The organism is Streptomyces sp. HSS9-12 (assembly GCF_054963655.1).
Map to the genome: position 1 here is coordinate 73,688 of NZ_JBUEGC010000015.1, position 12,969 is coordinate 86,656.

Sequence of the window (12,969 nt, forward strand, 5' to 3'; positions counted from 1 at the left end):
GGCGACACGCCCGGCGTTCGCGTCGGCGCAGTCCGCGAAGTCACCATTCGCGGCTGCGGTGTCGCAGGTCACAGGGCCCCCAAAGACTGAGATACCGTGTCGGGCCCAAGGATGGGCCCGATAAACTGGTCGCGGATCGCGCCGGGCGCAGCTCCCGTGCGATCCGGCCATGATCAGCCAGCAGCCGCTGCAACCCCAGGGAGCGATGTGTCCCGCCGCCTGTTCACCTCGGAGTCCGTGACCGAGGGCCACCCCGACAAGATCGCTGACCAGATCAGTGACTCGATCCTCGACGCCCTGCTGAAGGAGGACCCCACCTCGCGGGTGGCGGTCGAGACCTTGATCACCACCGGTCTGGTGCACGTCGCCGGTGAGGTGACCACGAAGGCGTACGCGGACATCGCGACGCTGGTACGCAACAAGATCCTTGAGATCGGCTACGACTCTTCGAAGAAGGGCTTCGACGGCGCCTCGTGTGGCGTGTCGGTGTCCATCGGCGCGCAGTCCCCGGACATCGCCCAGGGTGTGGACACCGCCTACGAGTCCCGGGTCGAGGGCGATGACGACGAGCTGGACCGGCAGGGCGCGGGCGACCAGGGCCTGATGTTCGGCTACGCGTGCGACGAGACGCCCGAGCTGATGCCGCTGCCCATCTACCTGGCGCACCGGCTCTCGCGCCGGCTGACCGAGGTCCGCAAGAACGGGACCATCCCCTACCTGCGCCCGGACGGCAAGACGCAGGTGACGATCGAGTACAACGGTGACAAGGCGGTCCGCCTGGACACCGTGGTGGTCTCCTCGCAGCACGCCAGCGACATCGATCTGGATTCGCTGCTGGCGCCGGACATCCGTGAGTTCGTTGTCGAGCATGTGCTGCAGCAGCTGGTGGAGGAAGGCATCAAGCTGGACACCGACAACTACCGGCTGCTGGTGAACCCGACCGGCCGCTTTGAGATCGGCGGTCCGATGGGTGATGCGGGCCTGACCGGCCGGAAGATCATCATCGACACCTACGGCGGCATGGCCCGGCACGGTGGCGGTGCCTTCTCGGGCAAGGACCCGTCCAAGGTCGACCGGTCGGCGGCGTACGCGATGCGGTGGGTCGCCAAGAACGTGGTCGCGGCCGGTCTGGCCGCGCGCTGCGAGGTGCAGGTGGCGTACGCGATCGGCAAGGCCGAGCCGGTGGGTCTGTTCGTGGAGACCTTCGGTACGGCGACGGTGGACGTGGACAAGATCGAGCGGGCGATCAGCGAGGTCTTCGACCTGCGCCCGGCGGCGATCATCCGCGACCTGGATCTGCTCCGGCCGATCTACGCCCAGACCGCCGCGTACGGGCACTTCGGCCGGGAGCTGCCGGACTTCACCTGGGAGCGCGCCGACCGCGTGGACGCCCTGCGCAAGGCCGTGGGGCTGTAGGCCCGGCGGGCCCATGGGCCACAAGGAGGCGCCCCCCGCTTGGCGGGGGGCGCCTCCTTGCATCGGCGGCTCTCCCGGCGGTGAGCGGCTTGCCTGGCTGTCTGCCGGAGCTGCGTCCGTAGCGTGCCGGCCCCGGGTGCCTGGTGTGTCCAGGCGCGGCCCGGTGTCGGAGCTGTCTGGTAGGACTGAGCTGTGAGCAGCGGGAACGGGCGGTCGGAGCGGGATCCGGCGCAGTCACCCCAGGCGGCGGAGCCGCAAGGGGGCGAGCAACTCGCGCTCATCCGCGAGACCGTCCGCAAGGCCAAAGCTCCCCGGGCCAAGCCCCGTACATGGCGCGGGGCCGCGCTCGCCGAGCAGCTGCCCGTCGCCCGCGTGCTCGTCGACAAAGGACTGATCCACCTCGACCAGTTCTTCGACTACGCCGTCCCCGCCGCCATGGACGCCGAGGCCCAACCCGGGGTCCGCGTCCGCGTCCGCTTCGGGGCCCGGGTGGTCAAGGGCCGCCGCGAAGGCGGGGAGCTCCACGACGGCTTCATCGTGGAGCGGCTGCCCGAGAGCGACTACCGCGGACCGCTCGCCCCCATCGCTCAGGTGCTCTCCCCAGAGCCGGTCTTCGGCCCCGACCTGCTCGCGCTGTGCCGTGCGGTCGCCGACCGGTACGCCGGCTCGCTGGCCGACGTGGTGCAGCTGGCCGTGCCCCCGCGCCGGGCCCGGCCCGAGTCCGAACCACGGTCGGAGCCGCTCCCGCCGCCCCCGGTGCCCGGGCCCGGCAGCTGGTCGCGCTATCCCAGCGGCCCCGGGTATCTGCAGGCTCTCGCGCGCGGTGACATACCGCGGGCCGTGTGGACAGCGCTGCCCGGCCCGCACTGGCCGGAGGAGCTGGCGCGGGCCGCCGCCGCCACTCTCGCCTCCGGGCGCGGCGCGCTCGTCGTCGTACCGGACGGCCGTACCGCCGCGCGGGTCGACGCGGCGCTCACCGGCCTCATCGGCCCGGGCCGGCATGTGCTGCTCACCGCCGATTGCGGGCCGGAGGAGCGTTACCGCCGCTGGCTCGCGGTCAACCGCGGCTCCATACGAGCCGTCGTGGGTACCCGGGCCGCCATGTTCGCCTCCGTACGCAACCTCGGCCTCGCCGCAATCTGGGACGACGGCGACTCCAGCCACAGCGAACAGCACGCCCCGCAGCCCCACGCGCGCGAGGTCCTGCTGCTGCGCGCCGCGCACGAGAAGGCGGGCTTCCTCCTCGGCGGGCTGTCCTGCACGGTCGAGGCGGCGCAGCTCGTCGACACGGGCTGGGCCCTGCCGCTCGCGGCCGCCCGCGAGCAGGTGCGCTCGGCGGCGCCCCTGATCCGTACCGTCGGTGACCTCGACCAGGCGCGTGACGAGGCCGCGCGCGCCGCCCGGCTGCCCACCCTGGCCTGGCAGACGGTCCGGGAGGGGCTGCGTACGGGGCCCGTACTCGTCCAGGTCCCGCGCCGGGGGTACGCCCCGCGGCTGGCATGCGAGCGGTGCCGCACGCCCGCGCGCTGCCGGCACTGCTCCGGGCCGCTGGAGGCGCAGGACGCGGGTGTGCTGCGGTGCGGGTGGTGCGGGCGCACGGAGGGGGACTGGCGTTGCCCCGAGTGCGGGGGCGCTCGGCTGCGTGCGCAGATCGTCGGTGCGCGGCGCACCGCCGAAGAGCTGGGCCGGGCCTTCCCGGCGGTTCCCGTGCGCACCTCAGGCCGCGACCACGTACTCGACGCGGTCCCCGACCGGCCCGCGCTCATCGTCAGCACGCCGGGTGCCGAGCCGGTCGCCGAGGGCGGCTACGCGGCCGCGCTGCTGCTGGACGGCTGGGCCATGCTGGGGCGCCCCGACCTGCGGGCAGGCGAGGAAGCGCTGCGCCGTTGGCTGGGAGCGGCGGCGCTGGTGCGGGGGCAGGACGAGGGTGGGACGGTCGTCGTCGTCGCGGAGCCGACGCTCAGGCCCGTACAGGCACTGGTCCGCTGGGACCCGGCGGGGCACGCGGTGCGGGAACTCGCGGAGCGGGCTGAGCTCGGCTTTCCGCCGGTGTCCCGGATGGCGGCGGTGGTCGGACGCCCGGATGACGTGACGGATCTGGTGCGGACCGCTGAGCTGCCTGCGGGGACGGAGGTGCTGGGGCCGGTTTCACTGCCGGTGCCGGAGCCCGGGCGGCCGCGTCGGCCGGGCGATCCGCCGCCCGGTGAGGCCTGGGAGCGGGTGCTGCTCCGGGTCCGCCCCGGCAACGGGGCGGCGCTGGCGGCTGCGCTGAAGGCGGCTCAGGCGGCGCGGGCGGTTCGGCGGGAGGGGGAGGCGGTACGGATCCGTATCGATCCGCCGGATCTTGGGTGACGGTGCCCTCGCCGGGCGGGCCGTTCCGCGACGGGGTGCGCCACCTCCGTGGCGTGGGCCGGGGGCCGGGGCCTCCGGGGTGGGGGTGGACTGCGCGCCCTCGGGCCTGGCGGCCCTGGGTGGGGGCACCTCCCAGCGGTCGCGGAGCTTTTACGTCCAGGCCCCCACCCGCCCGTGGCCTTCGGCATGGGGAACCCCACCGACACCCGCCCCCCCCGTGTCCGTAGGCCGTTCTCCGGGCACGCCCGGGGGCTCCTCGATGCCCAGGGTGTCCGAACCGCGCAGGCAAGCCGTGCCTGGTGGGTCTCCCGCCTCCTTGATGTTGGTGGGCGGCCGGCCCATCGGCCTCGCAGGGTTGCCAAAAGAGCCCCAAGGGGGCATCAAGCTGCGGCGACGGTGGGTCGGGTGGGCTCAGCCGTGGCGGGGGCCGGGGACGGGGCTGGGGCTGGGGCGGGGGTCCTCGCGTACCGCTGACGGGGTTGGGACGGAGCCCGCGATCGAGCGCGCCGCGGGCACCGCGGGCTGGGCCGCGCCGTGCCGCAGTCCCGGGGAGGATGGCGCGACCTCCTGTGCCGGTGCTGATTCGCCCTCCGGAGCGCTCTGCGCGGCCGCTCGCCGAGCCCCGTAACGGCGGTGCACCGCCTGCTTTGTGACCCCGAGCGCCGAGCCCACCGCGTCCCACGAGAAGCCCAGCGAGCGGTCGAAGTCCACGGCGGCCGTGACCAGGGTCTCTACGCTGTCCCGCAATTCCTGGGCGAGGCGCACGGTGGGGGCGGGCGCCCTGCCGTACACGACGAAGCCCGCCGACGGGCCGGTGCGCCGTGGGCGGTAGACGTTGCCCAGCTGGGCGGTCAGCGTGCGCAGTGCGTCCACCTGTCGTCGGACCCGCTCGATGTCCCGCACCAGCAGGTGCAGACTGGCCCGTGCCTGGGCGTCGTGGGTTGCGTGGTCGGCCATGAACAAGCCTCTCGAACCGGTGTTGCAGAGGACCGGGCCGTAGCGGCGGCCCGATTTCGGTCAATCCCACTTGACCAACGCGGCATGTGTCCTGCGGTCACGGTTGTGGCGGTTACATGTGCCGGTCGAGGGGCGCACAACGGCGCGTACACCCCCCGGTGGAGCGGCCCATAGACTGGAGCGCTTCGTACCTGCACCGTTACCGCACCCCGATCCCGCCTGAGAGGCAGCGCAGCACCGATGAAGCTCGTCTTCGCCGGCACCCCCGAGGTCGCCGTACCCGCCCTGGACGCCCTGATCGCGTCGGACCGGCACGAGGTCGCGGCCGTCGTCACCCGGCCCGACGCGCCCGCCGGGCGGGGCCGCCGGCTGGTGGCCAGCCCCGTCGCCGAGCGCGCCGAAGAGGCCGGGATCGAGGTGCTGAAGCCGGTCAAGCCGCGCGACGAGGACTTCCTGGCCCGGCTCCGCGAGATCGCCCCGGACTGCTGCCCCGTCGTCGCCTACGGCGCGCTGCTGCCCAAGGCCGCGCTGGAGATCCCCGCCCACGGCTGGGTGAACCTCCACTTCTCGCTGCTGCCCGCCTGGCGGGGTGCCGCGCCCGTCCAGCACGCGGTGCTGGCCGGGGACGAGGTGACCGGTGCCTCCACCTTCCTGATCGAGGAGGGCCTGGACTCCGGGCCGGTGTACGGCGTGGTCACCGAGGAGGTACGGCCCACCGACACCAGCGGGGACCTGCTGACCCGGCTCGCGTTGGCCGGTGCCGGCCTGCTCGCCGCCACCATGGACGGCATCGAGGACGGCACCCTCCGGCCCGTGCCGCAGCCGGCCGAGGGCGTCAGCCTCGCCCCCAAGATCAGCGTCGAGGACGCCCGGATCGACTGGTCGGCGCCCGCCCTGCGCGTCGACCGGGTCGTACGGGCCTGCGCGCCCGCGCCAGGTGCGTGGACGGTGTTCCGTGGTGAGCGGCTCAAGATCATGTCGGTGGCGCTGCTGCCCGAGCGCAACGACCTGGCCCCCGGGGAGCTGTCCGTCACCAAGAACGCGGTGTACGCGGGGACCGGCTCGCACGCGGTCGAGCTGCACCGGGTGCAGCCGCAGGGCAAGAAGCCGATGAAGGCGGCGGACTGGGCGCGGGGAGTGCGGATCGCCGCGGGGCAGCGACTGGGTGACTGACCGGCCTGCGGTAAGGGATTGACCTCATATTTGGTTGAGGTCTTACGGTCCTGTCGTGCCGCCGATGCGCGCATCGACAACGACGCCGGGGCGGCACCCGGAGACCTCGGAGGTCGCACATGGACATGGAAGTCACCGCGTGGCACTCCCTCCACACCGCCGCGTACGCCCGGGACGACCGCCGCCCCTTCTCCCGGGCGACCCTGCGGCGCATCGGCGGCTTCGCCCGCCCGCACCGCGGCAAGCTGGTGTGGTTCCTGCTGCTCAGCGTCGTCACGGCCGGGCTGGCGGTCGCGACGCCACTCCTCGCGGGCCGGGCCGTTGACGCGATCGTCCACCATCGCTCCCAGGCCGTGGTCCTCGGACTGGCCGGCCTCATCGCCGCCATCGCACTCGCCGAGGCCGGACTGGGGCTGCTGACCCGCCGGCTGTCGGCGAACATCGGCGAGGGCCTGATCCTCGACCTGCGCACCGCGGTCTACGACCACGTCCAGCGCATGCCCATCGCCTTCTTCACCCGCACCCGCACCGGCGCCCTCGTCAGCCGGCTCAACAGCGATGTCATCGGCGCGCAGCGAGCGTTCAGCGACACGCTCTCCGGCGTCGTCGGCAACCTCGTCACCCTGCTGCTCACGCTCGGCGTGATGATCGGGATCTCCTGGCAGATCACCCTGATCGCCCTGCTGATGCTGCCGCTGTTCCTGCTGCCCGCGCGGCGGGTGGGCGGCAGGCTCGCACAGCTGCGGCGCGAGGCGGCGAACCACAACGCGGTCATGAGCACCCAGATGACCGAGCGCTTCTCCGCCCCCGGCGCGACGCTGGTCAAGCTCTTCGGCCGGCCGGCCGAGGAGTCCGCCGAGTTCGCCGCGCGGGCCCGGCGGGTCGCGGACATCGGCGTACGCACCGCCATGGTCAGTTCGGCGTTCGTCACCGCCCTCACCCTCGTCTCCGCCCTGGCCCTCGCCCTTGTCTACGGCCTCGGCGGGTTCTACGCGCTGCGCGGTCAGCTGGAGGCCGGTGCGGTCGTCTCCCTCGCGCTGCTCCTGACCCGCCTCTACGCGCCGCTCACCGCCCTCGCCGGCGCCCGTGTGGAGGTCATGAGCGCCCTGGTGAGCTTCGAGCGGGTCTTCGAGGTGCTGGACCTCGAGCCATTGATCACCGAGAAGCCGGATGCCCGCCCGGTGCCCGACGGCCCGGTGTCCGTGGAGTTCGACGACGTGCGCTTCGCCTATCCGTCCGCCGACAAGGTCTCCCTCGCCTCCCTGGAGGAGGTCGCCCAACTCGACACCCGCGGCGGCGTCGAGGTGCTGCACGGGGTGTCGTTCCGCGCCGAACCCGGGCAGATGGTGGCGCTCGTCGGCTCCTCGGGCGCCGGCAAGTCGACCATCGCGCAGCTGCTGCCCCGGCTGTACGACACCGACAGCGGCGCCGTACGGCTCTCCGGCGTGGACGTCCGGGACCTGACCGCCGACTCGATCCGCGAGACGCTCGGCATGGTGACCCAGGACGGGCACCTCTTCCACGACTCGATCCGCGCGAACCTGCTGCTGGCCCGCCCCGACGCGACCGAGGAGGAGCTGTGGGAGGTGCTGCGCCGGGCCCGGCTCGACGGCCTGGTCGCATCGCTGCCCGACGGCCTGGACACCGTCGTCGGCGAGCGCGGCTACCGGCTCTCCGGCGGCGAGCGCCAGCGGCTGACCATCGCGCGGCTGCTGCTGGCCCGCCCGCGCGTGGTCATCCTCGACGAGGCCACCGCCCACCTGGACTCCACCTCGGAGGCGGCCGTACAGGAAGCCCTGAGCGAGGCGCTGGAGGGCCGCACGGCCGTCGTCATCGCCCACCGGCTGTCCACCGTCCGCGCCGCGGACCTGATCCTGGTGATCGAGGACGGGCGGGTCGTGGAGCGCGGCACCCATGCTGACCTGCTCGCCGCCGGCGGCCGTTACGAGCAGCTGTACCGGACCCAGTTCGACAAGCCGGCCGCTGCTCCCCTGCCCGCTGCCCTGGACCCGCTGCCCTGAACAAGGCGGGGAGCACGGCACGTAGGCTGGCCCTTTGCAGCCCACTTCAGTCTCCGGAGCACATTCCCTGTGAACGACCAGCCCCGTCGTCGCCGTCCCGGGCGTCCCGGCAAGCCGTACCGCCGCCCGCAGAAGGACCCCGTACGGATCCTCGCCTTCGACGCCCTGCGCGCCGTCGACGAGCGCGACGCGTACGCCAACCTCGTCCTCCCGCCGCTGCTGCGCAAGGCCCGGGAGCGCGGGGACTTCGACGCCCGGGACGCGGCGCTGGCGACCGAGCTGGTGTACGGGACGCTGCGCCGCCAGGGGACCTACGACGCCATCATCGCGGCGTGCGTGGACCGGCCGCTGCGCGAGGTGGACCCGCCAGTGCTGGACGTGCTCAGCCTCGGCGCACACCAGCTGCTCGGCACCCGGATCCCCACGCACGCGGCGGTCTCCGCGAGCGTCGAGCTGGCCCGCGTGGTGCTGGGCGACGGGCGGGCGAAGTTCGTCAACGCGGTGCTGCGCAGGATCGCCGCCGACGACCTCGACGGCTGGCTGGAACGGGTCGCCCCGCCGTACGACAAGGACCCCGAGGAGCACCTCGCGGTCGTCCACGCCCATCCACGGTGGATCGTTTCCGCCCTGTGGGACGCGCTCGGCGGCGGCCGGGCCGGCATCGAGGACCTGCTGGAAGCCGACAACGAACGGCCGGAGGTGACCCTGGTCGCCCGGCCGGGACGGTCCACGACCGACGAGCTGCTGGCCCAGGTCGGTCCGGACTCCGGGGTACCGGGGCGCTGGTCCCCGTACGCGGTGCGGCTCGCCGAGGGCGGCGAGCCGGGGGCTCTCGATGCGGTGCACGAGGGGCGCGCGGGGGTGCAGGACGAGGGCAGTCAGCTGGTCGCCCTCGCGCTGGCGAACGCCCCGCTGGACGGGCCGGACACCCGCTGGCTCGATGGCTGCGCCGGGCCCGGCGGCAAGGCGGCACTGCTCGGCGCACTGGCCGCCGAGCGCGGTGCCGCGCTGCTGGCCTCCGAGAAGCAGCCGCACCGGGCACGCCTGGTGGCGCGTGCTCTGGCGGGCAACCCCGGTCCGTACCAGGTGATCGCGGCGGACGGCACGCGCCCGCCATGGCGGCCCGGCAGCTTCGACCGGGTCATGGTGGACGTGCCGTGCACTGGCCTCGGTGCCCTGCGTCGGCGGCCGGAGGCGCGCTGGCGGCGGCGCCCGGAGGACCTGGACAGTTTCGCGCCGCTGCAGCGCGGCTTGCTGCGGGAGGCGCTGCGCGCGGTACGCGTCGGCGGTGTGGTCGGCTACGCGACCTGCTCGCCGCATCTGGCCGAGACCCGCGCAGTGGTCGAGGACGTACTCAAGGGCCGCGGCGCGGTGTCCGCGGAGTGGATCGACGCCCGGCCGCTGATGCCCGGGGTGCCGGCGCTGGGCGACGGTCCGGACGTCCAGCTGTGGCCGCATCTGCACGGCACGGACGCGATGTACCTGGCCCTGCTGCGCCGCACGGCCTGATCGGGTAATCCGCGTCCGCGGACCAGAAGATGCCGGGGCCGCTCCCGATCGGCGGAGCTCATCTGACACTCTTGAGGCATGGCCGTGCAGATCAATCCCAGCATGCTCTCAGCCGACTTCGCCCGCCTGGCGGAGGAGGCGAGGGCCGTCGAGGGCGCCGACTGGCTCCATGTCGACGTCATGGACAACCACTTCGTGCCCAACCTGACGCTCGGCGCGCCCGTCGTCGAATCGCTGGCCAAGGTGACGGCCACCCCGCTCGACTGCCACCTCATGATCGAGGATCCGGACCGCTGGGCTCCCGCGTACATCGAGGCCGGTGCCGGCTCGGTGACCTTCCACGTCGAGGCCGCCGCCGCCCCCGTACGGCTGGCGCGGCAGATCCGGGCCAAGGGCGCCCGCGCCTCGATGGCGCTCAAGCCCGCCACCCCGATCGAGCCGTTCGAGGATCTGCTGCCCGAGCTGGACATGGTGCTGATCATGACGGTTGAGCCGGGCTTCGGGGGCCAGCCCTTCCTCGACATCATGCTGCCGAAGATCCGCCGGACCCGGGAGCTGATCTCCAAGCACGGCCTGCAGCTGTGGCTGCAGGTGGACGGCGGGGTCTCGGCCTCCACCATCGAGCGGTGCGCCGAGGCGGGGGCCGATGTCTTCGTCGCCGGTTCGGCGGTCTACGGCACCGAGGACCCGGCGGCCGCTGTCCGTAACCTGCGCGCTCAGGCCCAGCAGGCCACCGCCACCGCGGCGTGGGCATGCGACCACTAAACGTCTGCTTGGTGAACGCGCGGGCAAAGGGGCTGATCAGCATCCGCTGCGTCTGACAGGATGAGCTGGTAGCTGGGGGAGGGTCCAGCAGTTGAGCAGTGAGGAGATCCGCGGTGTCGACGGGCCGTACAGCCATGCGGATGGGACCCGCTGAGCTGGTGCAAGCGGCGGCCATGGCCCGCCGCTTCTACCTCGAGGGCAAGTCCAAGATCCAGATCGCCGAGGAGTTCGGCGTCAGCCGCTTCAAGGTCGCCCGGGTGCTGGAGACCGCACTCGAGCGCGATCTCGTACGCATCGAGATCCGCGTCCCGGCCGAGCTGGACGCGGAGCGCTCCGACGCGCTGCGCGCCCGCTACGGGCTACGGCACGCGGTCGTCGTCGAGTCCCCGGCCGACGCCGCGGACGCGCCCGACCCGGAGAACCTGGGCGAGGTCGCCGCCGACCTCCTCGGCGAACTCGTCACCGAAGGCGACGTCCTCGGCCTGGCCTGGGGCCGCTCCACCATCCACATGGCGGCCGCCCTGCACCGGCTGCCGCCCTGCACCGTCGTCCAGCTGACGGGCGTGTACGACGCGGGCACCGCCGAACGCGGCTCGGTCGAGGCCGTCCGCCGGGCTGCCCAGGTCTCCGGCGGCGAGGCGCACCCGATCTACGCGCCGATGCTCCTGCCCGACTCGGCCACGGCATCCGCGCTGCGCGGCCAGACCGGCATCGCCCGCGCCTTCGAGTACTTCGACAAGGTCACCGTCGCCTGTGTCTCCATCGGCTCCTGGGCGCCGGGCATCTCCACCGTCTACGACATGCTGACGGAGGAAGAGCGCGCCCACTACGAGTCGCTGGGCGCCGCCGCCGAGATGTCCGCGCACCTCTTCGACATCGACGGCCGCCGCATCGGCCGTGACCTCGGCGAGCGCTGCATCACCGTCGAGGCCGACCGGCTGCGCCGTATCCCGGAGGTGGTGGCGATCGCCGGCGGCCACCGCAAGGCCGAGGCGATCGGCGCCGTCCTGCGCTCGGGACTGGTCACCAGCCTGGTCACGGACACGGCCGCCGCCGACTACCTGCTGCACGAGACCGCTCCCGGACCGCGGCCCGCCCTCGACCGGGTCGACCCCGACGGCGCCTGATACGGCAGCTGATCTGGAGGATCGAACAAGGGCACCGGTCCAGTGCCTGGGTGATCGTCCCGGGGCGGTTTCAGGCCTCGGGATGGGAGAATGAAGTACGTGCGTTTCCTCGGTGAACCGTCCGTGACCGAGGGTTTCCTCCGAACGACTGGATGTTCTGCACGTGCGTTTCCTCAATGACCAGAAGCCGCCCTACGACCTGACGTACGACGATGTGTTCATGGTGCCCCGCCGCTCCGCGGTGGGCTCCCGCCTGGGCGTCGACCTGTCGACCCCCGACGGCACGGGCACGACCATCCCGCTCGTGGTCGCCAACATGACCGCGATCGCCGGCCGCCGGATGGCGGAGACCGTCGCCCGCCGCGGCGGCCTGGCCGTCATCCCGCAGGACATCCCGCTCGAGGTCGTCGCCGATGTCGTCAGCTGGGTCAAGCAGCGGCACCTCGTCTTCGACACCCCGATCGTGCTCTCCCCGCACGCGACCGTGGCCGACGCGCTGTCCCTGCTGCCCAAGCGGGCGCACGGCGCGGGCGTCGTCGTGGAGGACGGCCGCCCGGTCGGGGTCGTCACCGAGCACGACCTGACCGGTGTGGACCGCTTCACCCAGCTGTCCGAGGTCATGTCCCGGGACTTGCTGGTCCTCGACGCCGACATCGACCCCCGCGAGGCCTTCACCCGCCTTGACGCGGCCCACCGCAAGTTCGCCCCCGCGGTGGACAAGGACGGCAGGCTGGTCGGCATCCTCACCCGCAAGGGCGCGCTGCGCGCCACCCTCTACCGGCCTGCGACCGACGCGGACGGCAAGCTGCGCGTCGCCGCCGCCGTCGGTATCAACGGTGATGTCGCGGGCCGCTCCAAGGCGCTGCTCGACGCCGGTGTGGACACTCTCGTCGTGGACACCGCGCACGGCCACCAGGAGCAGATGATCAGCGCCCTGAAGGCGGTGCGCGGCCTCGACCCGAAGGTGCCGGTCGTGGCCGGCAACGTGGTCTCCGCGGAGGGCGTACGCGACCTCGTCGAGGCCGGAGCCGACATCATCAAGGTCGGTGTCGGACCGGGCGCGATGTGCACTACCCGCATGATGACCGGCGTCGGCCGGCCGCAGTTCTCCGCGGTGATGGAGTGCGCCGCCGAGGCCCGCAAGCTCGGCAGGCACGTGTGGGCGGACGGCGGTGTGCGGCACCCGCGCGACGTCGCCATGGCGCTGGCCGCCGGTGCGTCCAACGTCATGATCGGCTCCTGGTTCGCCGGTACGTACGAGTCCCCGGGCGACCTGCAGCACACCGCCGACGGGCGGCCGTACAAGGAGAGCTTCGGCATGGCCTCCGCGCGTGCGGTGCAGAACCGCACCGCCGAGGAGTCGGCCTACGACCGGGCGCGCAAGGGCCTGTTCGAGGAGGGCATCTCCCACTCCCGGATGTTCCTCGACCCGGCGCGGCCGGGCGTTGAGGACCTGATCGACTCGATCATCGCGGGCCTGCGCAGCGCCTGCACGTACGCGGGTGCGGCCTCGCTGGAGGAGTTCCACGAGCGGGCCGTCATCGGGGTCCAGAGCGCGGCGGGCTACGCCGAGGGCAAGCCGCTGCACGCCAGCTGGAACTGACGCGGTTCTCCGCCCACCCGCCCCGGGTGGGCGGGGCTGTTTTCGC

9 protein-coding genes are annotated in these 12,969 nt (G+C 73.1%); 8 read left to right on the forward strand and 1 reads right to left on the reverse strand.

The genetic code is table 11. The features are described from left to right. The first annotated feature begins 207 nt into the window (after positions 1-207). Positions 208-1,416: a methionine adenosyltransferase gene (gene metK, locus ACY34J_RS10785; protein ID WP_462726246.1), complete on the forward strand. Its 1,209-nt coding sequence runs from the start codon at positions 208-210 to the stop codon at positions 1,414-1,416. 192 nt (positions 1,417-1,608) lie between these two features. Next, entirely contained in the window at positions 1,609-3,768 is a 2,160-nt protein-coding gene (locus tag ACY34J_RS10790) for a primosomal protein N' (RefSeq protein WP_462726247.1), read from the forward strand. Positions 3,769-4,179: 411 nt separating this feature from the next. Here the strand turns inward: ACY34J_RS10790 and ACY34J_RS10795 are convergent, their stop codons facing one another. Further along, on the reverse strand, positions 4,180-4,725 hold the full coding sequence (locus ACY34J_RS10795; RefSeq protein ID WP_462726248.1) for a hypothetical protein: 546 nt from the start codon (positions 4,723-4,725) through the stop codon (positions 4,180-4,182). A gap of 240 nt (positions 4,726-4,965) precedes the next feature. On the opposite strand from ACY34J_RS10795, the gene fmt reads away from it, so the two are divergent. From fmt to ACY34J_RS10825, 6 genes are all read left to right on the forward strand, one after another. Beyond that, positions 4,966-5,898: a methionyl-tRNA formyltransferase gene (gene fmt / locus ACY34J_RS10800; RefSeq protein ID WP_462726249.1), complete on the forward strand. Its 933-nt coding sequence runs from the start codon at positions 4,966-4,968 to the stop codon at positions 5,896-5,898. Between the two features lie 119 nt (positions 5,899-6,017). Continuing rightward, the gene (locus tag ACY34J_RS10805) at positions 6,018-7,919 is read left to right on the forward strand and encodes an ABC transporter ATP-binding protein (protein ID WP_462726250.1); all 1,902 of its coding nucleotides are present in this window, start codon (positions 6,018-6,020) and stop codon (positions 7,917-7,919) included. A 69-nt stretch (positions 7,920-7,988) separates the two neighbouring features. Then, positions 7,989-9,428: an RsmB/NOP family class I SAM-dependent RNA methyltransferase gene (locus tag ACY34J_RS10810; RefSeq protein ID WP_462726251.1), complete on the forward strand. Its 1,440-nt coding sequence runs from the start codon at positions 7,989-7,991 to the stop codon at positions 9,426-9,428. A 78-nt stretch (positions 9,429-9,506) separates the two neighbouring features. Continuing rightward, positions 9,507-10,193, forward strand: coding sequence for a ribulose-phosphate 3-epimerase (rpe, locus tag ACY34J_RS10815; RefSeq protein WP_462726252.1), 687 nt, complete (start codon positions 9,507-9,509; stop codon positions 10,191-10,193). A gap of 140 nt (positions 10,194-10,333) precedes the next feature. Further along, the gene (locus ACY34J_RS10820) at positions 10,334-11,320 is read left to right on the forward strand and encodes a sugar-binding transcriptional regulator (protein ID WP_462726287.1); all 987 of its coding nucleotides are present in this window, start codon (positions 10,334-10,336) and stop codon (positions 11,318-11,320) included. A 163-nt stretch (positions 11,321-11,483) separates the two neighbouring features. Next, entirely contained in the window at positions 11,484-12,923 is a 1,440-nt protein-coding gene (locus tag ACY34J_RS10825) for a GuaB1 family IMP dehydrogenase-related protein (protein ID WP_462726253.1), read from the forward strand. The last annotated feature ends 46 nt before the right edge of the window (positions 12,924-12,969 follow it).